This is a genomic window from Alteromonas australica (assembly GCF_000730385.1).
Classification (GTDB): domain Bacteria; phylum Pseudomonadota; class Gammaproteobacteria; order Enterobacterales; family Alteromonadaceae; genus Alteromonas; species Alteromonas australica.
Genome location: NZ_CP008849.1, coordinates 3,792,101 through 3,817,840 on the forward strand (window position 1 = coordinate 3,792,101; position 25,740 = coordinate 3,817,840).

General features: G+C 45.8%; 21 protein-coding genes. 14 read left to right on the top strand and 7 right to left on the bottom strand.

Going from position 1 to position 25,740, the window contains the following annotated elements; translation table 11 throughout:
- Nucleotides 1-228: 228 nt before the first annotated feature.
- The 6 genes from EP13_RS16500 (at nucleotide 229) to EP13_RS16525 (ending at nucleotide 9,719) form a co-directional block, all read left to right on the top strand.
- Nucleotides 229-789 (top strand): response regulator, encoded by a 561-nt coding sequence (locus tag EP13_RS16500; RefSeq protein ID WP_044058235.1) that lies wholly within the window; start codon nucleotides 229-231, stop codon nucleotides 787-789.
- A 31-nt stretch (nucleotides 790-820) separates the two neighbouring features.
- Nucleotides 821-1,648, top strand: coding sequence for a phosphate/phosphite/phosphonate ABC transporter substrate-binding protein (locus tag EP13_RS16505; protein ID WP_044058236.1), 828 nt, complete (start codon nucleotides 821-823; stop codon nucleotides 1,646-1,648).
- A 13-nt stretch (nucleotides 1,649-1,661) separates the two neighbouring features.
- A complete protein-coding gene (locus EP13_RS16510) occupies nucleotides 1,662-3,329 on the top strand; it encodes a sensor histidine kinase (protein ID WP_044058237.1) in 1,668 nt (555 codons plus the stop codon).
- A gap of 89 nt (nucleotides 3,330-3,418) precedes the next feature.
- Complete coding sequence (locus EP13_RS16515; protein WP_044058238.1) at nucleotides 3,419-4,729, top strand: response regulator; 1,311 nt, start codon at nucleotides 3,419-3,421, stop codon at nucleotides 4,727-4,729.
- A gap of 199 nt (nucleotides 4,730-4,928) precedes the next feature.
- Nucleotides 4,929-6,278, top strand: coding sequence for a glutathione-disulfide reductase (gene gorA, locus EP13_RS16520; protein ID WP_044058239.1), 1,350 nt, complete (start codon nucleotides 4,929-4,931; stop codon nucleotides 6,276-6,278).
- 93 nt (nucleotides 6,279-6,371) lie between these two features.
- Nucleotides 6,372-9,719, top strand: coding sequence for an amidohydrolase family protein (locus EP13_RS16525; RefSeq protein WP_044058240.1), 3,348 nt, complete (start codon nucleotides 6,372-6,374; stop codon nucleotides 9,717-9,719).
- 111 nt (nucleotides 9,720-9,830) lie between these two features.
- On the opposite strand, the gene EP13_RS16530 is transcribed toward EP13_RS16525, so the two are convergent.
- Nucleotides 9,831-11,375, bottom strand: a complete 1,545-nt coding sequence (locus EP13_RS16530) for a hydroxymethylglutaryl-CoA reductase (protein WP_044058241.1) — start codon at nucleotides 11,373-11,375, stop codon at nucleotides 9,831-9,833.
- A gap of 361 nt (nucleotides 11,376-11,736) precedes the next feature.
- Between EP13_RS16530 and EP13_RS16535 the strand changes: the two genes are divergently transcribed.
- From EP13_RS16535 to EP13_RS16555, 5 genes are read left to right on the top strand one after another with little or no spacing between them, the layout of a single operon-like run.
- Nucleotides 11,737-12,990, top strand: a complete 1,254-nt coding sequence (locus EP13_RS16535) for an HlyD family secretion protein (RefSeq protein WP_044058242.1) — start codon at nucleotides 11,737-11,739, stop codon at nucleotides 12,988-12,990.
- Nucleotides 12,991-12,992: 2 nt separating this feature from the next.
- Nucleotides 12,993-15,161, top strand: a complete 2,169-nt coding sequence (locus EP13_RS16540) for a peptidase domain-containing ABC transporter (RefSeq protein WP_044058243.1) — start codon at nucleotides 12,993-12,995, stop codon at nucleotides 15,159-15,161.
- A complete protein-coding gene (locus EP13_RS16545) occupies nucleotides 15,158-15,454 on the top strand; it encodes a helix-turn-helix domain-containing protein (RefSeq protein ID WP_081869527.1) in 297 nt (98 codons plus the stop codon). Before EP13_RS16540 ends, EP13_RS16545 begins: the two co-directional genes overlap by 4 nt.
- Nucleotides 15,455-15,499: 45 nt before the next feature.
- On the top strand, nucleotides 15,500-15,694 hold the full coding sequence (locus EP13_RS16550; protein WP_044058244.1) for a hypothetical protein: 195 nt from the start codon (nucleotides 15,500-15,502) through the stop codon (nucleotides 15,692-15,694).
- 51 nt (nucleotides 15,695-15,745) lie between these two features.
- Nucleotides 15,746-16,663, top strand: a complete 918-nt coding sequence (locus EP13_RS16555) for an ATP-grasp domain-containing protein (RefSeq protein WP_044058245.1) — start codon at nucleotides 15,746-15,748, stop codon at nucleotides 16,661-16,663.
- A gap of 41 nt (nucleotides 16,664-16,704) precedes the next feature.
- On the opposite strand, the gene hslU is transcribed toward EP13_RS16555, so the two are convergent.
- The 4 genes from hslU to priA all read right to left on the bottom strand — a co-directional run bounded on the left by hslU (nucleotide 16,705) and on the right by priA (nucleotide 21,698).
- Complete coding sequence (hslU, locus tag EP13_RS16560; protein WP_044058246.1) at nucleotides 16,705-18,033, bottom strand: HslU--HslV peptidase ATPase subunit; 1,329 nt, start codon at nucleotides 18,031-18,033, stop codon at nucleotides 16,705-16,707.
- Between the two features lie 67 nt (nucleotides 18,034-18,100).
- Nucleotides 18,101-18,625 (bottom strand): ATP-dependent protease subunit HslV, encoded by a 525-nt coding sequence (gene hslV, locus EP13_RS16565; RefSeq protein ID WP_044058247.1) that lies wholly within the window; start codon nucleotides 18,623-18,625, stop codon nucleotides 18,101-18,103.
- A 176-nt stretch (nucleotides 18,626-18,801) separates the two neighbouring features.
- Nucleotides 18,802-19,380, bottom strand: coding sequence for an SPOR domain-containing protein (locus EP13_RS16570; protein ID WP_044058248.1), 579 nt, complete (start codon nucleotides 19,378-19,380; stop codon nucleotides 18,802-18,804).
- Between the two features lie 128 nt (nucleotides 19,381-19,508).
- Complete coding sequence (gene priA, locus EP13_RS16575) at nucleotides 19,509-21,698, bottom strand: primosomal protein N' (RefSeq protein ID WP_044058249.1); 2,190 nt, start codon at nucleotides 21,696-21,698, stop codon at nucleotides 19,509-19,511.
- 299 nt (nucleotides 21,699-21,997) lie between these two features.
- Here priA and rpmE point away from each other — a divergent pair, with 299 nt between their 5' ends.
- A complete protein-coding gene (gene rpmE, locus EP13_RS16580) occupies nucleotides 21,998-22,210 on the top strand; it encodes a 50S ribosomal protein L31 (protein WP_044058250.1) in 213 nt (70 codons plus the stop codon).
- 82 nt (nucleotides 22,211-22,292) lie between these two features.
- Here rpmE and EP13_RS16585 read toward each other — a convergent pair whose 3' ends face one another.
- Nucleotides 22,293-22,607, bottom strand: a complete 315-nt coding sequence (locus EP13_RS16585) for a hypothetical protein (RefSeq protein ID WP_044058251.1) — start codon at nucleotides 22,605-22,607, stop codon at nucleotides 22,293-22,295.
- Nucleotides 22,608-22,987: 380 nt separating this feature from the next.
- Here EP13_RS16585 and EP13_RS16590 point away from each other — a divergent pair, with 380 nt between their 5' ends.
- Entirely contained in the window at nucleotides 22,988-24,223 is a 1,236-nt protein-coding gene (locus EP13_RS16590) for a malic enzyme-like NAD(P)-binding protein (RefSeq protein WP_044058252.1), read from the top strand.
- A gap of 80 nt (nucleotides 24,224-24,303) precedes the next feature.
- Here the strand turns inward: EP13_RS16590 and metJ are convergent, their stop codons facing one another.
- Nucleotides 24,304-24,630, bottom strand: coding sequence for a met regulon transcriptional regulator MetJ (gene metJ / locus EP13_RS16595; RefSeq protein WP_044058253.1), 327 nt, complete (start codon nucleotides 24,628-24,630; stop codon nucleotides 24,304-24,306).
- Nucleotides 24,631-24,781: 151 nt separating this feature from the next.
- Between metJ and metF the strand changes: the two genes are divergently transcribed.
- Nucleotides 24,782-25,675, top strand: a complete 894-nt coding sequence (metF, locus tag EP13_RS16600; RefSeq protein ID WP_044058254.1) for a methylenetetrahydrofolate reductase — start codon at nucleotides 24,782-24,784, stop codon at nucleotides 25,673-25,675.
- The last annotated feature ends 65 nt before the right edge of the window (nucleotides 25,676-25,740 follow it).

Consider the following 25,740-nt stretch of genomic DNA (forward strand, 5'->3'; position numbering starts at 1 on the left):
TCTTATTTGCTCATATCAATAACATGTTGGGTCGGTAGCCGTAAAAGCAAGTCTCACGACAAACAATTAACGGGCAATTAAAACTGTTACGTTAGCGGTTATCAGACAGTTTAGTTTGTATTTTCATGGACTTGTGCTGTCGCAAATGTCGCACCCTATCCTTATGTCTAGTTTGTCACTTAGATTTTCAATGCTATACATTACTGAGTCACTCAAAGAGATGGTGCAATGAAAACATTATCGTCCGGTGAAATTGCATCCTATTGCGATGTCAATTTACGTACAGTTATACGATGGATTGAAAGCGGCAAGCTCAAGGGCTTTAAACTGCCTGGCAGAGGAAACAACCGTGTTCTCGTAGATGACTTTATTGAGTTTCTCAACGACCACGGCATGCCCATCCCAGAGGCGTTGATGAGCGATGCTGCTCCCTCAATACTGATTGTGGATGATGAAATGCCTGTAGCAAAGTCTATCCAACGGGTGGCGCGTCGTGCGGGCTTTGAAACCCAAATTGCTACAGGCGGTTTTCAAGCTGGCGTTATGCTTAGCCAGCAAAACCCCAAAATGATGACACTAGATTTAAGTATGCCGGGCATGGACGGGTACAGTGTCATTGAATTCACCCGTCAACAGACTAAACACAAACACCTAAAGATTTTGGTTATTTCAGCGCTAGATGACGCAAGCCTTGAAAAAGCCATTGAATTGGGTGCTGACGCCACACTACAGAAACCGTTTTCAAATCATGACCTTACTCAGATTATTGAGCAGTTTATGACGCAATAAAGCGTGAGACGTTGATTTAACGAGGTTGGCTATGGTTGTACGACACATATTTAGGTTATCAATTTGCCTGTCACTGCTTTGCGTGGTGAGTGTGGCCATGTGCGAAACCCTAACCTTTGGCATTGTGCCCCAGCAATCAGCTAAAAAATTAGCGGAAACCTGGCAACCCTTGATTGATTGCCTGGAAGAAAGCACCTCCCTCTCTATTGAATTTCAAACGGCAAAAGACATACCCACCTTTGAGGCACGCTTGGCAAATGGTGACTACGACATTGCGTATATGAACCCCTACCACTATGTCGTTTTTAGCGACTCACCAGGATATCAAGCGCTGGTAAAACAGAAAGATAAAAAAATCACCGGCATTATTGTAGTGAGAGCGGATAGCCCTATTCAAACGCTCGATGAGTTAAACGGCATGCGGTTGGCATTTCCAGCACCTGCCGCATTTGCTGCTACAATTATACCTAGCGCACATTTACGCCAGCAAAATATTTCGATAAATCCGCACTACGTGTATTCACACGACTCGGTTTACCTAAACGTAGTGCGAGAGTTTTTTCCTGCGGGCGGAGGAATAATGAGGACGTTAGGCACTATCGATGAAGCCACTCAACAGAATTTACGTGTATTGTGGAAAAGCCCGGGCTTTACCCCCCATGCCATTGCCACACACCCTGATGTTTCCGAGGACGTTCGCATGGCGTTGGAAAAAGCGTTTTTAGCACTATCGGCCGATGAGAGTAAACAAGCGTTACTTCACAAAATGGGATTTACGCAGTTTGAAGGCGCGCACAATAGCGATTGGGATGATGTGAGGGCATTAGGCATCACATCGTTAGCTCGACCGCATTTGTAACGAGAACATAATTATGCGCCTGTCTCTTCGAACAAAAACAATTGCTGGCATGGCTATCATCGCCACTATTTTATTGACCTTTCTGTTAGCCACCGTGTTTAGTTTATTGAATCAATTGGTTGACGAAAGCGTAGAGAAATCGGCAAATACAACCGCAAATTTATTTGTCTCCACCACCAAAAATGCGTTTTTAAGCTTGGATTTGGCATCGTTAGAAGCCGATACCTTCGAGGTTCTCACCAACCCTAGCATTGCTTATGTTCGAATAAAAAACAGCGCTGGTAAGGTATACGTTGAAAAAGGCGACCTTGATGCCCTGCAAAGGCCATTTAATGCAGACAAAAACGTACGTTCGGCGGAAGACGGCGTTTACGAAATTTCAGCCCCTATTCAGGTTAACGACACCCTTTATGGCCACGTTGAGTTAGGCATGAATGTTAATGAAATCAATAATGCGATAACACGGGTTCGAAGCTGGACGTATGCCTTGGCCGCCTTCGAACTTACCTTGGTCGCCCTATTTTCGTTCTTTTTAGGTTCGTACCTAATGGCGCAGCTTAGGCAGTTAAGGGCCGGCGCCCGGCATTTAGCCGTTGCAGTAAAAGATAAGAACTATCAAAACATTACCGTGCAGGTAAGAGGCAAAGATGAGCTTAGCGAATTGGCAGAGGCATTTAATCAGCTCGTCAATTTACTGAAAGACGAGCATACCCAACGCCAACAAGTGGAAGATGAGCTTAAAAACTTCAATAGCTCTTTAGAGCAAAAAGTAAAAGACAGAACCCAGTTATTGAATCAAAAAAACCTTCAACTGGAAAACGCGAATAAAGATTTAAAAGACGCACAAGTACAGTTGTTGCAGGCTGAAAAAATGGCGTCGGTGGGTCAACTGGCTGCGGGTGTAGCCCACGAAATTAACAACCCAATAGGCTTTGTTAGCAGTAACTTAGCAACTTTAAGCAGTTATATTTCAACCTATCAAATGATATTTGCGCAGATAGCTTCTGTGCTGAATCAGGAGAATGAGGAAAAACGTAAAGCTGCGCTAGAAGAACTAGACAAATTACTAGCCAAGCAAGACATGGATTTTATTAACGGTGACATAAACGAGCTAATGTCTGACTCGAAAGAAGGCATGTTACGGGTAGCAGAAATTGTGAAAGGATTGAAACTCTTTTCACGTATCGACAGTGAAGAAAAGCAACTCTACAACATAAACGATTGCGTGCGTACTACGTTAACCATGGTAAACAACCAGCTTAAGTACATTTGTACGGTAGAAACGCATTTAGGCAATGTGCCCATGATACCGTTAAATGTCGGGAAGATTTCTCAAGTGGTAACAAACCTCTTAATTAACGCGGGGCAAGCGATAGAAAGCAGCGACGAAAACGGAACCATTACGGTCACCTCCTCGGTGAACAACAATATGGTTGAACTTAAAATAGAAGACACGGGTTGTGGTATTCCAGCGTCGCATTTAGACAAGCTGTTTAACCCCTTTTTCACCACGAAACCCGAAGGCCAAGGTACAGGCTTAGGCCTGTCAATTTCATTTGGTATTGCAAAAGAGCATGGCGGTTCACTTGATGCAAGCAGCGTAGAGGGTAAAGGCAGCTGTTTTATTCTTCGCTTACCTATAGACCCAGAGAATAACGAAGAGGCACTTTCTAATGCGTAAACCTACTGCTATGTTTACTTCTTTAAGCATGTTAATGCTGCTTGTGGACGCTGGCGCAAATACACACAAACATAATGAGGTGGTGCGTAATGAGTGGAAATGAGGCACAAGAAAAAGTCATCTTTACCGTTTTGTTTGTGGATGATGAACCTAATATTTTACGCGCCATTAAACGCGCACTTTTCACATTAGACATTAACTTATTGCTAGCGGAAAGCGGCGCAAAGGCCCTTGAATTGCTGTCCAGTCAAGACGTGCATGTGGTTATTTCAGACATGAAGATGCCACAGATGTCGGGGGCTGAACTCCTTGAACAAGTCGCGCTTCGCTACCCTGACACCTTCAGGGTTGTGCTGACCGGCTATGCCGATATTGAATCAACGATAAAAGCCGTTAACCAAGGGAAAATTCACCGTTACCTTCAAAAACCATGGGACAACCAAGAGCTTATTCGCGTTATAGAGGAAGGGTTAGAACGGGTTAAATTGAAAGCGGAGAATTTACGCTTACAGCACCTGACACGGTTGCAAAATAAGAAACTCAAAGAGATAAACACCTCCCTTGAAACCATGGTACAAAAACGCACTCGACAAATAAAAGCCGCGTTAAACAAAATTGAGAAGCATAACCTTGCGATGGAGCAGGTGCTGTTCAATGTCATCAGTATCAACCCCAATATTGACGGCAAATTTGCCATTGAAGTAAGCGAACTGGCGACTAAACTCGCCAAAATGGCAAAACTCGACAAAGATGAGGTAAAGCGTATTGGTTATGCAGGCCTCATTGGCGAACTTGGGTTACTCGGTTTACACACCGATGACTTCCTTGCGCCCTTTGGCAAACTTAACTATCAACAGCAACAGAATTATTTGTCTCAAACTAAACAGGCGGCGCTTATTTTAGCCCCTGCACATGACTTACTGCCGGTGTCAGAAATTATTGAGTACCAGTTTGAGCACTTTAATGGTTCGGGGTTGTACAACAAAGTTGCCAAGGAAATTCCTATCGGCTCTCGCGTTTTGGCCATTGCCCGCGATTACTGGCGCTTAGTGACAGGGCGATTAAGCGGAGTAGAAATGCTGGCTCGTGATGCGAAATTAGAGATGAAAAAGCACACCAACACACGCTACGACGGTGAAATACTCTCGCTTTTGCTTGAGGCAGAAGACATTGGCAAACCTCAGCACATTCAAGCCACACTGCAAGCCACTCAACTGCAAGCCGGTATGGTGCTATCACAGAATTTATACAATGATAGCCATATACTCATTCTGCCTGAAGGCCATGTGTTTAGTGAGGCAACTATCCATAAATTGCGCATGTTTGAAAAAGAAAAGGGTAAGCCATTCAGTATCTTAATTGAGCCTGAAAAACAAGAGTCGGCCGTGACAGAAAGCTGAACATGGTGGATCAACCCTTGATCAAATTAAAATCCAGTTCGTAGTGATACGCACTGGATTTATTATTTTTAGCATCTGCATCCTGTAAGCGTTTGTCGACTATTGCGGTCTGTTGATGGTGAACAGAGTGTGCCTTTCGCACATTTCGTGTAACAATAAACTTATTATTTATCGCCCTATGGATAAAAAGGCATCTCGAATGACTCATTTTGATTATATATGTATTGGCGGTGGAAGCGGCGGTATCGCGTCTGCCAACCGTGCAGCTAAACATGGTAAAAACGTTGCCATTATTGAAGCCAAAGATATTGGTGGTACTTGTGTCAATGTGGGCTGCGTACCTAAAAAGGCCATGTGGTATGGTGCCCAAGTTGCTGAAGCAATTCACAAATACGCACCAGAATATGGTTTCGATGTTACGTTGAACACGTTCAGTTGGGACAGCCTCATTGCCAGCCGCCAAGCCTATATTGAGCGTATCCATGCCTCATACGACCGAGCATTGACGGCCAATAATGTTACCCTTATCCGTGGCTTCGCCACCTTCATTGACAATAAAACCATTGAAGTTGATGGCGAACATTATACCGCCGACCATATTACTATTGCGACGGGCGGCCGCCCCATTATTCCTGACATTCCAGGGGCGCAGCACGGCATTGACTCAGACGGCTTTTTCGCGCTAAGAGAGCAACCTAAACGGGCAGTCGTGGTTGGCGCCGGTTACATAGGCGTTGAACTTGCTGGTGTCATGCATAGCTTAGGTACAGACACTCACTTAGTGGTGCGAAAGCATGCGCCTTTGCGTCATTTTGACCCTTTGATCCATGAAACCCTGGTCGATATGATTCATGCTGAAGGCTGTACGTTGCATAACCATGCTAGCGTGGAAAAGGTAGAGCGTAATGATGATGGCACTTTATCGATACATTTGACCAACGATGAAGTTCTTGAAGCAGATTGTCTCATTTGGGCCATTGGCCGCCAGCCTGCCACGGACGTTATTGCCATCGAAAACACCGATGTTGAGCTAACTGACAAAGGTATGGTAAAGGTCGATAAGTACCAAAACACCACAGCGGAAAATATCTATGCGGTTGGCGATATTACCGGTAAGGCAGAGTTAACACCTGTTGCAGTCAAAGCGGGCCGCCTGCTGAGCGAGCGCCTATTTAACGGCCAAAAAGACGCACATATGGATTACTCCACCATACCTACGGTGGTGTTTAGTCATCCGCCAATTGGCACCATTGGATTAACAGAACCCGAAGCCATTGAGGCCTATGGCGAAAGTGAAGTGAAAGTTTACACCTCTAGCTTTGCATCAATGTATACCGCGGTAACCCGTCATCGCCAGCTGACTAAAATGAAGTTAGTATGTGCAGGTAAAGAAGAAAAAGTGGTGGGCTTGCACGGTATTGGCCATGGTATGGATGAAATATTACAAGGTTTCGCCGTGGCCATAAAAATGGGCGCAACCAAAGCCGACTTTGACGCGTGTGTAGCCATTCACCCTACAAGTGCGGAAGAGTTTGTTACGATGACATAAACGCCACAGCGGCCAGTGACAAAAATGGCAGCCCTTCGGCTGCCTTTTTAGTTTCCTGTCTGGACAATAATGATAAAAAGCGGAATAACGACAATGATAAAAACAACGATAGCGCTGCTAAGTACTGCACTTATCGCAGGGTTGAGTGCCCAAACAGCAGCCACCCCATCTGACGACAACACCACTGTGGATACCCTCGCAGAAACATCTAAGTATGATGTAGAAAATTGGCAAGTCACCCAGCCGCCATTCAAACTCAACGAGGTTGCCATTTCTACCAATGAAACCACTTGGTCGAGCCTTGACGTGTCCCCCAATGGCAAGTTCATGATTTTCGATATGTTGGGTGACTTATACAAAGTGGATATAAAAGGTGGCAACGCCACCCCACTCATTCAGGATTTCGCGTGGAATATTCACCCCGCAATTTCTCCTGACGGCAAGCAAGTTGCCTTTGTTTCAGACCGTGATGGGCTAAGCAATGTCTGGGTTATGGATATTGACGGTACTCATCTAAAACAAATTACCCGTGAAAAGAAAAATATTATTCATGCGCCTAAATGGAGCCCAGATGGCGAATATTTGGTAGTGACTAAAGGCATAATGTCTAGCCGAAGCATTCCAGCGGGCGAGATTTGGATGTATCACAAGTCGGGTGGAGATGGCCTTCAAATAAAAGCAAGAAACAGTGGGAAACGGGATCAGCAAAATATTGCCGACCCTGCCTTTTCTCATGATGGTCGCTACATTTACTTCACTGAAAACACCGTTCCGGGCAGCCGATTCGAATACAACCGTGACCCTCTTGAGGGCATTTTTGCCATCACCCTATACGACCGCGAAAGTGGCGACGAACGCCGATATATTAGCGGTACCGGCGGCGCCGTAGTTCCTACACCCTCGCCAGATGGCAAATACGTCGCGTTTGTTCGCAGAGTGAAAGATAAAACAGCGCTTTTTCTAAAAGACATTAAAACCGGCACTGAAACACCACTGACTTTCGCCTTAGAGCGTGACATGCAGGAAGGATTTGGTTCAGAAGGTTACTTCACTTATTTTGATTGGACGCCAGACGCATCGGCCATTGTTTATTGGAGCCGTGGTAAATTTCACATCATTGACGTCGATTCGAAAGAAACCGAAACCCTTAATGTGCATATTGATACCACAGTAAAATTTGCAGATGCACTGCGTTTCCCAGTCGATGTAGCACCGGATAACGTTGAGGTCAAAATGACCCGCTGGTCGCAGATGTCACCCAATGGAAAAACCATTTTATTTCAAGCGCTAGGTAAGTTGTACGTACGAGATGTGAAGTCAGGTAAAGTAAAGCGTCTGACCAAACAGAACGACCACGATGAATATTACCCTCGCTATTCAAATGATGGAAAGTCTATCGTTTATACTACGTGGAACGACCAAGATTTAGGTACCGTTCGCGTGGTGTCTGCCCGTGGCGGCAAAGGCAAAGTCATTAGCGTGCAACCTGGACACTACATTGAACCGTCTTTTTCAACTGATGGTAAAAAGGTGGTTTTTCGTAAATTTACTGGCGGCAGCTTACTTGATCCTAAGTATTCAGTGGACCCCGGAATTTATGTGGCAAACCTGAAAAATGACACAGTAGAAAAAGTGGCTGACAGCGGGTACAACGCGCACTTTGCCGGTGATAATGAACGCATATTTTTTACCGAATCGGCCGGCGGAAAAGCGTATTATGAAACGCAACTTTCAAGCGTAAATTTAAAAGGAAATGACAAACGCACTCACTTATATGGCGCAGATAAAGTAAGTGAGTACAAACTTTCACATGATAAAAAGTGGGTGGCGTTTGTGTATCAATTTAAAACTTACGTCACGCCCTTTGTAGAAAACGGTAAGAAAATCACGGTAGGGCCAAACATGACTTCGTTACCCGTGACGCAGTTGTCGAGTCGTGCGGGTGAGTATTTAACCTGGTCTGCTGACAACAGCACAGTAAGCTGGTTTAACGGCCCAACCTTATTTACGCGCTCTCTTGATGAGGCATTCGCCTTTGTTGATGGCGCGCCTGAAACGCTGCCAGACCCCGTAGCTGATGGAATTGATTTATCCTTTACCACCAAGGCCGATAAACCTACAGGTTACACCGCCTTGATGGGGGGCAAGATAGTGACCATGCGTGATGCGGATAGCACGCAAGAAGTTATTGAAGATGGTGTGGTCCTGATAAAAGACAATCGCATTGCGGCTGTGGGCAAACGAGGCGAAGTAGACATCCCCGATAACACGTTGCAAATTGACACTCAGGGGAAAACCATCATTCCTGGTTTAATTGATGCTCACGCCCATGGCTCACAAGGGCGCAACGAGATTATTCCTCAACAAAACTGGAAACAGTACTCCAATGTGTCGTTTGGGGTGACCACCATTCACGACCCATCCAACGACACCACAGAAATAATGGCGGCCGCCGAACTACAACGTACTGGCCATATTGTAGCGCCACGCATCTATTCTACCGGCACCATTCTGTATGGCGCTGAAGGTTTAGGTTACAAAGCCATTATTAATAATTATGAAGATGCTTACTTCCACGTAGAACGTCTTAAAGAGGCCGGTGCCATTTCTGTAAAAAGTTACAACCAACCTCGTCGCGACCAGCGCCAACAGGTTCTGTGGGCAGCGAAGAATCAAGAAATGATGGTGGTACCTGAAGGGGGCGGGAAGTTACAGCAAAACTTAACCATGTTGGTAGATGGTCACACAGGTTTAGAACACAGCCTTCCTATTGAAAAGGGGTACAGTGACGTAACCCAATTGTGGAAAGCCACGAAGTTTGGTTACACACCGACCTTCGTGGTGTCGTACGGCGGCATGATGGGAGAAGAATATTGGTATGATAAAACAGAAGTGTGGAAAAACCCTCGCCTTCTCCGTTATACCCCCAGCACGGTGTTAGATAAGCGTGCTATTCGCCGGCCCACTGCACCGGAAAGTCAATACAACCACCAAAACGTGGCCCGTTACGCAAAAACCTTACGAGATAATGGTGTAAGTGTGCACATTGGTGCTCATGGACAGCGTGAAGGCTTAGCCGCACACTGGGAGTTGTGGATAATGCAACAAGGTGGCTTCACCCCTTGGGAGGCCCTACGCGGCGGCACCATTGATGGTGCAAAACACCTTGGGATGAGCAAAGACATTGGTAGCATTGAAACGGGCAAGCTCGCTGACTTGGTGGTTATTGATGGCGACGTACTTAGCGACATTAGAAAAAGTGAATTTGTTGAATATACGGTGCTTAATGGCCGAGTTTATGAGTCTGCAACCATGAACGAGGTAGGCAGTAAGAAAAAACGTAAGCCATTTTTCTTTGAACAAGACAACGCCACTTTTATGCCACAACAAACTGCCGATGAAGTTGAAGCAAAAGCCCATCATTATCACTGGGAACACTAACCCCCAAACCCCAGTGAAAGCAGTTTATAAATTAGAGGTTAACCCCTAATAGCCGAAAAGCCAGCGCGCAAAGGAAAACGCTCTTTTGAACGCTGGCTTTTTTTTATTGGCTTATCTGTTGCGGCCATACTGTTCGTGTGACGATACCCAATCGGAAGAACTAATGGCGGAGGCGAGAGAGATTTCACCTGCTAGCACAACAGAGGCCACTATTTCTGCAAGCTTATGCACCTTTCCTTTGCCATAGCAATCGATAAGCTCGAGGCATTCTCTTTGTGTCCCTATACCTGTGCCGCCTCCGTAGGTGGCAACAATTAATGAGGGAATGGTAATAGACACATAGAGGTCGCCTTCATCAGTGAGCTCGGAATACATCATGGCCGCTGATGACTCACTGACATTCGCCACGTCCTGACCCGTGGCAATAAACATCGCTGTAATGCCATTCGGGGAGTGTAAACCAGTATTGTTGACACCAGAAAGGAACGATCCCACGCCTGCAACCCGTCCGTGATAATCAATTTGTTTAGGGTCTACCCGCATAACCTGCAACAAATGCTCACGTTTAATCGTGGCTTCTGCCGTTACTCGCTTGCCTCGAGTTCGCATGATGTTAATTTGTGACGCTTTTTTATCAGTGGCGAAATTAGATTCTAAGTAAAAATTTTTAATCCCTTCGTAATTATCTAAAATCCATCCACAGGCAGCAAAGGTTGCTCGGCCTACCATGTTTTGCCCTGCGGCATCACCGGTTTTATAGTTAAACCGTAAAAAGGCAAATTTATTTGATAGGAAGTGGTCAACATAAGTGAGTTTGGCAATGCTGGATGTTGCTTCAGCTTCCTCTCTTATTTTATCCATGTTCTGTTTAACCCAAGCGACAAAATCTCTCGCGCCTCGGGCATTTTCAAAAATAAAAACCGGGGCTCGTTGCATGGCATCATCCACCACGGTTGCGGTTACGCCACCACTCATATTAAGCAACTTCATTCCGCGGTTATACGACGCCACCAGCGTACCTTCCGTTGTAGCCAAAGGAACAACGAAGTCTCCTTTGGCATGTTCGCCGTGAATAGTTAACGGCCCAGCAATCCCGATAGGCACTTGAGCCACGCCAATGAAGTGCTCGATATTCCCCTTTAATTCATTAGGATCGATGGAGTATTTAGCCACATGATTGAGTTTATTACCGGTAGCGCTCTCAAAATAGGCTTGACGAGCCTGAATCATGGCGCTGCCATAATCATCTAAGTCATCTCGTGGAATGTGGCCACCGCGCTTGGTGGCTTCAGTAATGTTATCTTCAACTTCAAATTTAAGCTTGCCAAACGGTGACGCTGAAAAACAAATACCTAATTTCCTTTTTTCAGGGCTAACTGCTTGGTCGAGAGCCACGTGCACCGTGATGGTTTGCCGCAGCGAAAAAGGCATGCCTTTATTCTTGTGCAATTCCTCCACCGAAATGTGGCTGTCTTTCGACGTTTGTAAGGTTATTTTATGGGTTGCTACTTTTTCACCATCCAACGATATCCATTTTAATTCTTTTAACGTGGCATCTTTCAACCGATTTTTTAAAGCAAACGAAATTCCCTTTTCTGTTTTAGTAAGACTGCCATGGGTATACAACTGTTTTAATAAAATACTCGGTACAAACATGTGAATTCCTATTTCAAAAGTCGGTGGGTAATATTTTTATCAGTGTGCTTAATTTTTTATAGCACAAACTTCGTACAGTACCGTTGAACTTTTTCAATTTCATTGCACTTCCTCAACATTTAAATTTGGGACGAAGCATTAAAAAATGCGCCAACGCCAGGCTATACCTCCCCTCCAAAGAGGCTGACTTAAGTTAGGTCACCCACTATTTTCACATCCATTATGCTTTTCAACGTCAACGAAAAACCTGACCACTTTGGATATTCAGTTCAACAACAAGTAAGCAACGCCCACCGGCTCGCTATGGTTCATTGGCCACTAAGGAAGTGGCAGCTGAATATCACTTTTTTAGGAGCAACGCATGAGAAAAGGTTTATTCCGCCAGCAAGCTTTACGTTATCAAAGGTCGCCGATTGAAGGTACCTTATTGATGACACCAAAGCCTGCCTATGTTTGGTTTACCTTTTTCCTGATTTTTTGGTTGCTCGCGATTGGCGTTTTCTTGAGTACCAGCAGTTACGCGAGAAAAACCACTGTGTCAGGTTGGCTGTCTCCTTCAGAGGGTGTTGAAAAAATTTATGCCGAGCCAAGAAAAGGGCGAGTGTCGGCGGTATTTGTTGAAGAAGGTCAACAGGTGCAACAAGGCAATGCACTATTAAGCATCGATTATGGCGTGCAACACACACAGGGGAAAAGCATAGAAGGGAAACAGCAAGAAGAACTAGATAAAAAGCTGTCTCGATTATCGGAAAGTTTACGCTTGCGCACCCAACAATTCAGCCGTGAAAATGCGCAGTTAGTTCAAGCATTAGAACATGCGAACACTGATAAGCGAGCATTAAGCAGCTTAAGTGACTTAGCGTATCAAGGCTATCAACTTGCCTCCCATCAATTAGAAGCCCAAACCGCGCTGATTGCTAGTGCCAGCATAAGCCGTGCTGAATACCAACAATCCAAGCTTGCGGTTATTCAGGCCAAACAGCAGTGGCAACAGGCCATTCGCGAGGTCAAACTTAAACAAGCCGACATTCATCGCTTAGAGTATCAATTAGCGGAACTGCCACAAGCCTATAGCAGGGACATTGTGGTAATTGAAAACCAAATAAGCGACCTTAATAGTCAGCGGTTAACCTTAACAAAGGCTGCTTCTCACACCCTATACGCCAGTCGAGATGGCGTGGTGTCTGCACTTCAGGCTTACCCTGGTCTGAATATACAACAAGGGTATCCACTACTTAGTATTACGCCTCTCCATGCTCAGATTGAAGCCACCTTACTGGTGCCGGTGAGCGCGGCGGGCTTTATTGAAGAAGGCCAAGCATTAGCCATTCGTTACGACGCCTTTCCCCATCAAAAATTTGGTATTCAAGAAGGCAGTATATTAAGCGTGTCCCAAGCCTTAGTATTGCCTGGCGAATGGAGCCATGCTCCGGTGCCAATGAAAGAGCCTGCCTATTTAGTAAAAGCAGCGATTGCCCGCTCTACCATAGAAGCGTATGGCAGGTCTGTACCTTTACGCACAGGCATGACATTTTCGGCGGATGTGTCCCTAAGCCAACGTAGCTTACTCGAGTGGTTACTGGAACCTGTTTACAGCATAACAGGGAGACTGTAGCCGTGCATTTAAATACCCTGCGTTTCTCCACCCGCAAATCTACGCCCTTGGTTCTGCAATCAGAAGCCGCGGAATGTGGACTGGCCTGCATTGCAATGATAGCGCAGCACTACGGTGACAGCCGAGACATGACCCAGCTTCGGCTACATACCTCTGTGTCGCTGCGGGGGGTGACTCTCATGGACGTAATGCACATTGCCGATGATTTAGGCTTGCAAAGTCGGGCACTAAAAATTGAGTTGAACGAGCTGACTCAGTTACGCTGCCCCGCCATTTTACATTGGGATATGCAGCATTTTGTGGTGCTCACACGCTGCACCAATACTACCATTACCATTCACGACCCCGCTTACGGCAAACGCACGCTTCCCATAAAAGAAGCCAGCGATCACGTAACAGGGGTTGCATTAGAAGTGACCCCCAGCGACACCTTTAAACCCGTAACGTCCGCACCGACATTATCGCTAAGGGATTTTTTCTCGCGCACCCTGGGATTTAAGCGAAATTTGCTCACTTTATTGGCCCTGTCCATTGTCATACAGGTGTTTTCTCTTGCCTCTCCCTATTACATGCAAACCGTTATAGATGACGTTTTGTTGCGCAACAATACCGCCTTGTTGGTTGCACTTGCAGTGGGGTTTGGCCTGCTTTTGTTGATGGACGTAATCACCAATATTGTCCGTCGTTTTCTCATACTGACCCTTTCAACCCGCTTGCAATTGCAACTCACTGCCTCAGTGTTTAAGCATTTGCTGTCTTTGCCCCTTGATTATTTCGCCAAACGTCACGTAGGTGACCTAGTGTCTCGATTTGGATCGCTAGCCAACATTCGCGAGTTTCTTACCACCAGCTTAGTCACTGCCCTTTTAGATGGATTAATGGCCGTTATCACCCTAGCAGTTATGGCAGTGTATTCAACTACGCTGACCTGGGTAGTACTGGGCGTCATGACCATTTATTTAACCTTACGCATTGCCTTGTTGCCTTTAATGCAGCGCTTAACGACGGAACGAATCTCATTGGCGGCCACCGAGCAAAGTCACTTTATGGAAAGCATGCGTGGCATCTTACCTATTCGTGTTTACCAACAAGAAGTTAAACGCCATGGCCAATGGCAGAATAAGCTGGTAGCCACCTTGAACAAAGATGTGAACTTAGGAAAAGTGGGAGTGGGTAACGCGGCGGCAAATCAACTCTTATTTGGAATAGAAAATATTGTGGTGGTGTATATTGCCGCGTCCATGGTCATGGGCAATGCCATGACCATTGGCATGATGCTCGCCTTTATCGCTTACAAAACTCGCTTTAGCAGTGCCCTGGACAACTTAGTCAATACCTTTATTGAGCTCAATATGCTTGGCGTTCACCTTTCTCGATTGAGTGACATTGTCTTTACCGCACCAGACAAGCGCCCTTTGGTTCACGATACGCCAACTGCCCCCCATTCAGACACCACTCACAGCGCCACGTCTAATAAACACGTGATAACAGAAAATCTTGCGTATCGATATGGGGATCATTGCCCCACAGTGTTTGAAAACATAAACCTAACCGTAAATAGGGGAGAGTTTATTGCCATTGTGGGCGCGAGTGGGAGCGGCAAAAGTACCTTTTTGAAATGTTTAATGGGGCTTTATGCACCGTCATCGGGCGCAGTAGAGCATATTGGTTCGCCCCGTCGCCCAAGGGTAGCATCCGTTTTACAAGAAGACATGTGTTTAAGTGGCACCATTGCAGACAACATAAGTTGCTTTGATGAAAACGTGGATCATAAGCGACTGTTTGACGTGGCGCAGCTCGCTTGCATCCACAATGAAATTACTGCGATGCCTATGCAATACCACACCCTTGTTGGTGATATGGGTAGTAGTTTAAGCGGCGGTCAAAAGCAACGTTTGTTACTTGCCAGAGCCCTTTACCAGCAGCCAGACATTCTTTTTTTAGATGAAGCGAGTAGCCACCTTGACGTAGAGAACGAGCGCCACATAAACCGCCACCTCAAAGCGTTAAATATCACTCGGATAATGGTTGCCCATCGTCCCCAAACGATTGCGCAAGCCGATACCGTTTACCAATTATCCCAAGGAAATTTACACCGATTAGATCCAACCCCCACCACAAATACAGTCGCCAACAATGCACTACAAAACAGCACCGGAGAAACACGATGAAGGAAGTAAGAGAACCCAGAAAAGCTATTATTAACGCTATGCCTATTTACACTATGGCTCACACAAACCCTGCGCTGACACACGCAATCAGCTCTTTATCTCGCCGCGAGATTGAAGTGGCCACCAAGCTTTTAGAAGGCTTACCCAACAAAAAAATTGCCGTTGAATTATTTATTAGCGAGCGAACGGTTAAATTTCACTGCGCCAATATATACAAAAAGCTCAACATCAATAGCCGTACTGCGCTTATCGCAGCTTGCTTTAAAACGTTTTATCAACTTGGCGAGGCATAAACCCTAGCCTATTTACTTTTAACACTCACTAATAAGGAAACAATCATGAACCATTCAAACACAACGGGCATGCAAGTGCTTAACGAAGCCAGCATTCAACAAGTGAGCGGAGGATATACCCGCGCGGTAGGCGTAGCTAACGTCAACCCTCCCCTTTTTGTGGTTACCTACCCGGTAACCCACATTTATGACAGGGATTCCCGCCATGGCAGTGGCTACTTTTTTGACAAAAACCTGTGAGCTGAAGGAGGTTAAGTTGTCCTCCATGTTATATTTTACCTAGGAATCTCTATGCAAATTGCATTACTTGGAAGTGAAAACGAGCCACAGGTAATCCATGTGGCTAGTGCATTAAAATCAGAAGGACATGAGCCTATCATCGTCAATACTCAATATTTTGGAAAACATTGGCAGCTTACCTATGACCCCGATTTCCATGACGGTCTATTGCATTTTTTAGACAGTTATCCCCTTGATAATAACCGCATGACCTTATCAGAAGTGCATGCAGTTTACTGGCATCAATACCTCCCGCCGGCAATGCCCCATGAAGATCCTAAACAAGCACAATGGATTGATCAGGAAGTTACCAGCGCTTTGCTATGCTGGTTTAACTTTAGCGACATTAAGTGGGTAAACGGCATCTCAGCCATTCGTGCACACCAATGCAAACCGTCTCAAATGCAGGTGGCTGCGCACTTAGGTGCCCATTTACCCTATACCTTTGTGGGCAACTCTGAAATTGCCGCCTTTCAATTTTGCAACAACATGGGAGAGGTCATTTACAAACCCATTAGAGGGGGGGAAACCACACACTTTTTACACAAAGGGACACAACTTAGACATCAGTTGTCGCAACTTTTACTCTCTCGCCCTGTTATGTTGCAAGCGTATGTACCGGGAATAAATATACGCAGTTATGTCTTTGGCGATGAAGTGTTAAGTGTGCAAATAGAAAGTCATGATACGCAAACTGCTGAAAGCCAGCACCATAAACCCCTTATCGTCATCACGCCGGCAGATATTCAACGGCTATGCGTGGCTATTTGTAAAGGCTTAGATATGCATTGGTGCACTATCAACTGGCGTAAAACAGCCAAAGGAGACTACTTCTTTTTAGATGCTGATCCCTGCCCTGACTTTCTCACGATTGAGAATCAAACCGGCATGGATATGACAGGGCGACTTATTAAGGTACTGACTCAATAAGCCCCCCTGCTAGAGGCCGTTTGTTGCGGTTTATCTTGTTACTACAAGATAAAGCGGGATAAATCTTCGTTATCAACCAGGCTTTCTAAATGACTATTTACATAGTCAGCGTCGATAACGAATGACTCTCCGCTTTTTTCTGAGGCATCAAAAGAAATGTCTTCCATGAGGCGCTCTAATACAGTGTGTAAACGACGTGCACCAATGTTTTCGGTGCGCTCGTTCACCTGCCATGCCGCTTCTGCAATACGCTGAATACCTGATTCAGCGAATTCTACATCTACCCCTTCTGTCTTCATCAGCGCCTTGTACTGGGCCGTTAGCGACGCATTAGGTTCGGTAAGAATACGGGTGAAATCTCCAACCTTCAACGCAGATAACTCCACGCGAATGGGCAAGCGCCCCTGCAGTTCAGGAATAAGATCTGATGGCTTGCTCATTTGGAATGCACCAGAAGCAATAAACAAAATGTGGTCTGTTTTAACCATTCCATGCTTCGTTGAAACCGTTGAGCCCTCGACTAAAGGCAGTAAGTCGCGCTGCACACCTTCGCGAGAAACATCACCCGAGGTATTGCCTTCTCGCTTACAGATTTTGTCGATTTCATCCACAAACACAATGCCGTGTTGCTCTACTGATTCAATGGCTTTTTCTTTCAAGTCTTCTTGATTCACAAGGCGAGCAGCTTCTTCTTCAATCAAAAGCTTGAACGCATCCTTAATCTTCAGCTTTTTCTTTTTGCTTTGTGAGCCAGACAGGTTTTGGAACATGCCTTGAAGCTGGTTGGTCATTTCTTCCATGCCCGGCGGCGCCATAATTTCTACGCCCACTTGAGGCAAAGCAACATCAATTTCAATTTCTTTGTCGTCGAGTTCGCCCTGACGTAGCTTCTTGCGAAACGCTTGGCGTGTGCCGCGATCTTCCACTTCCTCTTTTTTGCCCCATGCATCTTCAGGCGGGGGGATCAACACATCAAGAATGCGATCTTCCGCGGCTTCTTCGGCGCGAAACTTCACTTTTTTCATTTCGTTTTCTTTGGTCATCTTAACGGCAATATCAGCAAGATCACGAATGATGGTTTCTACTTCTTTCCCTACATAGCCTACTTCGGTGAACTTCGTGGCTTCAACCTTAATGAAAGGCGCATTCGCGAGTTTTGCTAATCGACGAGCTATCTCGGTTTTACCCACACCAGTGGGGCCAATCATCAATATGTTTTTAGGCGTCACTTCTTGACGAAGCTCTGGCTCAAGTTGCATACGACGCCAGCGGTTTCGCAGCGCGATAGAGACCGCACGTTTGGCATCTTGCTGACCGATTATATGACGGTCCAGTTCATGAACAATTTCTCTTGGTGTCATTTCAGACATGCATAAACCCTTTTCATTTGGTGTTTGTGTTACACAAACATAGGTGAAGGCGTTGGTTCGCTTTCACTTAGTAATCAAGTACATCTATCGTTTGGCTGTGATTGGTGAATACACAGATGTCGCCCGCAATGGTTAAACTTTTCTCGGCAATGTCTTTTGCACTTAATTCAGTATTGTCTAATAGTGCGGTTGCGGCCGCTTGGGCATAGTTTCCACCTGAACCAATCGCTATCAAGTCTTGCTCCGGTTGCACTACATCACCATTACCCGTAATGATGAAAGAAGCCGTTTCGTCTGCCACGGCAAGTAGGGCTTCAAGTTTCCTTAGCATTCGGTCAGTTCGCCAATCTTTCGCTAATTCTACCGCTGCCTTGGTTAAATGCCCTTGGTGTGCTTCAAGCTTAGCCTCAAAACGCTCAAAAAGCGTAAAGGCGTCTGCTGTACCACCCGCAAAGCCCGCTAATATTTTATCGTGGTATAAGCGACGCACTTTTCGGGCGTTACCTTTCATCACTGTATTACCCAGTGACACCTGGCCATCACCAGCCATCACTACTTGATTTCCACGTCGTACAGATACAATCGTTGTCACGTTTATTCCCCGTTTCTCTGGGTGCGCCAGCCTAGAAAAGATTCAAATTGGCTAACACATATAAATCCAATAATTCATAAGTGGGGGATGGCTGGGTAATTTCAAGGGGGAAAGACACGAGGATTAAACCCAGGCTTGTGGCCGAATGCGGTCACAAGCCTTGGCAGTAAGAAGGGTTATAAATTCCAGTACCAGATTTGACAGGTCGCAATATTGACTTTGCGTAAGCTGTGTTTGGCTTTTTCAGCGTCGCGTTTTGACTCGTATGGCCCCAAGATAACGCGGAACCAATCACCGTTACTACCACTACTGTGTCGAATGAGTGCTTCAAGCCCTTGAAACGCAATTTTCGCTTTCATTTCTTCCGCCTGTGCTCGTGTTCTAAATGACGCGCATTGCATTAAATAGCGTTTGTCCGATTTTTCTTGTGCTTCCACGTCAACTTCAACTTCATACCCTGGCAAAGTACGAATATATTCCCATTCTTCTTCTGGCAGTTCAGGTAAGGCTTCTTCGGTGGGCGCAACGGGACGCGCTATTTCTGTATCAACTTCAGTGCTAGCGTTGTCTTTAATTGACCATAAGAACACGCCAAACCCTATAAGCAGCACCACCACAATAACGAGGCGTACGATAGGAAACGACGCGACAGCACCTTGTTTAGATTGTTGAACCTGCTTGCGCTGGTTATTTTTATTGTTGGGTTTCTTCTTTTGTGGCGGTCGGCCACGAGAGACATAATCGCGTTGAGCCATGGGTGGCAGATTTCCTACTTCTTATGGTTTTATCGTTATCGTAAAAGGGTGATGCACGCAACACGGCCAGGCTAAGGGTTACGTGTGTACCTTTGCACACGAAGTTTATCGCAAACACCACTTGGGTGCTAACTGAAATCGGTAGGATCAATATCCACCGACCAACGCACTTTAGCCGCATCAGGTAGTGCCTGCATGTAAGGCAGTGCCACCCGTAAGCCATGATGAAGCGGGCCGCGCTTTTCATTGCTACACACTAACATAAACCGGTAACGCCCTTGTCGCTTTTCCATTAAACAAGGAAATGGGCCCGCCACACTGGGGCTGGTAGACCCTGACGGCATGAGAATGTGCTTACATTGCTGTAAAAAACGAAAGACTAACGCGCTGTCTGTGGCTTCCGCACGAATGACAATTTGACTAATATAAGGCGGCAAACCTGCTGCCTTTCTTTCCATTAATGCATGGCGAGCAAAGTGGGCATAGCCATTGTTGACCAAATCTTGCAACAACGGATGATGAGGGTTGTGGGTTTGTAACCACATTTCTCCGGGTTTACTGGCTCTTCCCGCTCGCCCCGCTAACTGGGTAACCAATTGCGCTAACTTTTCTGCGGCTCTAAAATCAGCACTGAACAAGGCCCCGTCACAATCGAGAACCACCACCAGTGTCACGTGAGGAAAATGGTGGCCTTTCGATAAAATTTGAGTGCCAACGAGTAACTGGTATTCACGATTATTAATAGCATCCAGGGTGGTGTGTAATTTGTCTTTCCCCCTTATGGTATCGCTGTCTATTCGCACTTGTTTGGCGTCGGGGAAAAGCGTTTCAAGGCCCTTTTCTACTTGCTCTGTGCCGGTGCCCGCCGTCACTAATTCAGTACTGTGACACACTTCACAATGACGTGGAATGGCTCTGGTTGCTGCACAGTGGTGACATTGCAATCGATTTTGCGATTTATGCACCGTATAGGGTTTATCACAACGCTTACAGGTAACGGTTTCCCCGCAGTGATGGCATAACATGGCAGGCGCATAACCTCGACGATTAACAAAAACCAGAATTTGGTTTCCTGCATTAACGTGTTGGCGCATCAGTGTCAGCATGCCTTCGGTAATGCCATAATGAACAGGTTGGTCTCGGGCATCGAGTAAATGTTGTTGCGTACGTTGAGCGCCACCCGCGCGTTGGGTGAGTTGCAGGTGAGTATAACGGCCAGAAAGGGCATTATTGAGGGTTTCCAGTGCCGGTGTGGCACTTCCCAGCAGTAAGGGAATGTTTTCTTCTTTCGCCCTGACGGCGGCTAAATCTCGGGCGTGATACCGTAATCCATCTTGCTGTTTAAAAGACTCATCATGCTCTTCGTCGACAATAATCATGCCCAAGGCTTTAAACGGTGTAAAAATAGCAGAGCGGGTGCCAATAATAATGCCTAGCTCACCGGCTTTCGCCCGCTGCCATACTAACAACCTTGCCGAATCTGTGAGTTGAGAATGAAGTACCCCCACGGCAATGGAAAAACGTTTTTCAAAACGCGCCACCGTTTGTGGTGTCAGCCCAATTTCGGGCACCAAAATAAGCACTTGCTGCTTTGCGGCCAATAAGGGCGCAATAGCCTGTAAATACACTTCGGTTTTGCCACTGCCTGTGACACCTTCTAGCAAACTAATCACAAAACGATGATGTTGTTGGTTTAGTGCAGCAATGGCTACCGCTTGTTCCTTGTCAGGTACCGGTGTCGCGCTTACCTTTAAATGAGATACATAATCAAAGGGTGTAAACGAAGGCATTACCTCTTTCATTTCCACCAACCCTTTTTCGATTAGGGCTTTTACCCCAGTGGGCGAAAACGCTTTTCTCGCTTCTGTGGCTATCATGGGTGATTTTTTCAGCGCGTCTAAACAGGCAAGTTGTTTTGGTGCCCGCTGCAACTTCGCCTGTTCACACATGTACCCGTCTTCTGTTGCAAAGAGGTAAGCCTGTTTGGATGGCTGCGCCGATTCGCCTTTGCGCAGCAACACGGGCAGCATGGCATGCAGTACTTCGCCCGGGGCATGATGATAATATTGCCAAAGCCACTGCGCCATTTTCATCAGTACACCATCAATCACCGGCGTGTCGTCTATGACCTTCTCGATGGGCTTAATTTTGTTGATATTCTCAACGTCGGCCTCGTTTTGCTGTGCTACCACTACGCCAATTAACGACCGCGGCCCAAAGGGAACAGCCACTCGAACACCACTAGGCAATGCAACCGCGTGTTGATAGGTGAACAATTGGCGAATGGGTACAGGTACCGCGACCTGAATAAATACCATGAAGATTAAGCCTTACTAATGTGAATACAGAGAAGTAACCCTGTGTATGATCTGGTATTTCTGGAGAATGTCAAACGTACTAGCTTGTCATGTCGCATGTTAGCTTCTGTTGCTATCCATAGGCTAATTGCTTACTGAATAAACAAAAATAGCTTGATTGCGCAGCCCTCTTCCTTTAATATGCGCCGCTCTTTTTACGGCTGCCTGCACTTATGCGGTCGGTCATTTGAATATTAAGTTACGTATGGTGTGCAACTTCGGGTTGTATAGCGATACGGCCTTTTACGTGAGGTAATCCCATGAAACAAGGTATCCACCCAGAATACACTGAAATTAAAGCGTCTTGCTCTTGTGGTAACGTGATGAACATCCGTTCTACACTTGGTAAAGACATCAACCTAGACGTTTGTTCTTCTTGCCACCCTTTCTACACTGGTAAGCAGCGTAACGTTGACACAGGTGGTCGTGTTGATCGCTTTAAGAAGCGTTTTGGTGCATTGGGCAAAAAGTAAGCCTGATACCCTTTTCGCAAAAAAGCGCCTTTATGGCGCTTTTTTTATACATTAAATATACTATTTAAAAAAAGACGTGCGATTAATGCACACTCCCTTTTTGTAAATGCTTCGCCCAATTGCCGCCACTTCGTTCATTGCACGCTTGTTCACTTTCAAATCGAAAACTTTTGGCTTCCCCTTTTACGGCTTCGCAGGCGAATTCCGCAGCTTCTACAAATGCGCTGTACCAACCATTGGAAAGTGCCCTTGCTTTATGTGCCTCGGTTTCAAACACCGCAACAATCTCAGGTCGACGCCAATGCCCTATATGGGTTAACCACACAAACCCTTCCTGCTTTTGCTTTGCCCATTCACACACATCGGTTAACTGTTCTACCAATCGTTCTTCAGACATCACTTTCTCCTTAACACCGCCAGCACATAGATACTGTTTCACAGAAAAATAGAAAAAACGTATAACTTACAAAAACATCATAAATAATGTGAATAACTAATATTCGACAAGGTGACTGGTCTTAGGCGTCGTCCTCCCCTACATTGAGTTATGTAAAAAGCTGATCAGATATGTACCACTTAATGGCGTGTGATACAGTTGCCACGTGAGAATACGTCAGCAAATTTGCATGCTATCTGGTTCTCATTTAGGCAATTTTTTGCTTCTAATTAATATAAACCATAGCAAAAACTGGGCAATGACAAAGATAAAAATAACCCCCTTTATCGCTATCTGGTAAACACGTTGCAATAACCCTACATCTAAGGATACGTTTACTCATGTCAGATTTTAGACAACGCGCACTCGATTATCACGCAAAGCCTACACCAGGAAAAATTCGTGTCGAGCTTTCGAAGCCGGCGGATGGCGTAGATGACTTGGCTCTTGCCTACAGCCCTGGCGTAGCGGAGCCGGTGAGAGAAATTGCCGAAGACCCCGACAACGCTTATAAATACACAGCTAAAGGCAATATGGTGGCGGTCATCAGTAACGGTACTGCCATTTTAGGATTGGGCAACTTAGGCCCTCTGGCGTCAAAACCCGTGATGGAAGGTAAGGCGCTCCTGTTCAAACGCTTTGCAGGCTTAGATGCTATCGACATTGAAGTAAAACACCGCACCACTGAAGAGTTCATCAACACGGTGGCCAATATTGCAGATACCTTTGGTGGCATTAATTTAGAAGACATTAAAGCACCTGAGTGCTTTGAGATTGAGCAAGAATTGATAAAGCGCTGTAAAATCCCGGTGTTTCACGACGACCAGCACGGCACGGCTATTGTAACGGCTGCGGGTATGTTAAATGCGCTGGAAATTCAGGGCAAAAATATCGAAAGTGCCAAAATAGTCTGTATGGGTGCAGGGGCTGCAGCCGTTGCTTGTATGGAATTACTGATTAAATGTGGGGCGCAGCGTGAGCGCATTTATATGCTCGATCGCAAAGGTGTTATCCATACTCGCCGGGAAGATTTAACCGAACACAAAAAGCTGTTTGCCAACAATACGGATAAACGCACGTTAGAAGACGTAATGGCAGGCGCAGATATCTTTGTTGGGGTATCCGGCCCTGACGTACTTCCACCAGAAGCATTGGCACTGATGGCGGAAAACCCCGTGGTGTTTGCGTGCTCTAACCCTGACCCTGAAATTAAGCCAGAACTCGCCCATGAAGTTAGGCAAGATCTTATTATGGCAACGGGACGCTCTGATTACCCTAATCAAGTGAATAACGTGTTGTGTTTTCCCTTTATTTTTCGCGGTGCATTAGATGTACGTGCGAGCGCGATAAACGACGAAATGAAAGTTGCCGCGGTAGAAGCGTTGCGCAGTATTACAAAAGAGCCGGTTCCTGAAGAAGTGCTTAAAGCCAGCAATAGTGAAAGTTTGGCGTTCGGAAAAGAGTACATTATTCCTAAACCTATGGATCCACGCTTATGTGAACGTATCGCCGGCGCTGTCGCCCAAGCGGCGATTGATTCTGGTGTGGCCAGAATACCGGGTACCTCTACGGACTAACTTGCTGTCGAGTTAGTCACTAATCTCAACCCATCTAACCCATACGGTTAGATGGGGCCCTCTACTAGGCTTATTAACGGCTAAGATTCTTTTTCATTTTCTACACTGGGGTCTATCCCCATTTCTTCCATAATACGGCGCGCCTCTGCCGGAATACGATTCGGGTTGTCTTTTTTCAAGTCGTCATCATTGGGCAATGGCTGACCTGTAAATGCGTGTAGAAAAGCTTCACACAACAATTCTGAATTAGTCGCATGTCGAAGGTTATTAATTTGGCGACGTGTGCGTTCATCCGTTAGCGCTTTAAGCACATTAATTGGAATAGACACAGTGACTTTCTTTACTTGTTCACTTTTTTTGCCATGCTCTGCGTAGGGGTGAATATAGTTACCGTTCCACTCTGCCATTATACTAACTCAGTCCACTTTTATTTTATGTTATGAACCGAAATTCTAAACAAGTTCACGAAAAGGTCAATTGAGCAGTGTAAACCTCTTGACGTCTAGACATATATTCATTAGTTTAGACGTCTAAACGTCTATAAAAGAGTAATAAGTCATGGTTTCTTACGCACAAGGTGTGGATGCACTAAATCAGTCCCTTTCGGAACTGCGCGATATTGATGTGTCATTCGAGTTTTTTCCGCCAAAATCTGAAAAGATGGAGCAAACCTTGTGGAAGTCAGTAGAACGCTTGGCGCCACTAAAACCTAGTTATATGTCGGTTACTTACGGTGCGAACAGCGGTGAACGTGATCGTACCCACGACGTAGTAAAGCGCATTCAACAACAAACTGGCGTTGCCGCCGTACCTCATCTCACGTGTGTGGATGCCAGTCGCGATGAACTTAAGCAAATTGCAAAAGACTATTGGGATTCCGGTATTCGCCGAATTGTGGCGTTACGTGGCGATCTTCCTCCTGGTGTTCAAAAAACTGAAATGTACGCTTCTGATTTAGTGGCCTTGCTTAAAGACGTGGCCGACTTTGATATTTCCGTGGCTGCTTATCCTGAAAAACACCCTGAAGCCCCTAACGCCCAGTTTGACTTACTCAACCTCAAGCGCAAAGCAGAAGCCGGTGCCAGCGAAGCCATTACGCAGTTTTTCTTCGATACCAGTGTATTTTTACGCTTCAGAGATCGCGCCGCTGCAGCCGGAATAGATTTAGACCTCGTGCCGGGCATTCTACCCGTAACCAACTATCAAACTTTGGTGAAATTTGCGGGCTTTACCAATGTTCACGTGCCAGGCTTTTTACACAAAATGTTCGATGGTCTTGATGATGATGACCAAGCCACACGTAACCTAATTGGCGCAAACATCGCCATGGATCAGGTTAAGGTATTAGCCAAAGAAGGCGTGAAACACTTCCATTTTTACACCCTTAACAGAAGTGAATTAAGCTACGCCATTTGTCATATGTTGGGTGTACGCGGCAACGGGACAAAATAGATTTAAACGTTTTATACATGAAACCCTTTGCTAGTCATGGGGCACGCGTTATACCATTTACCTTG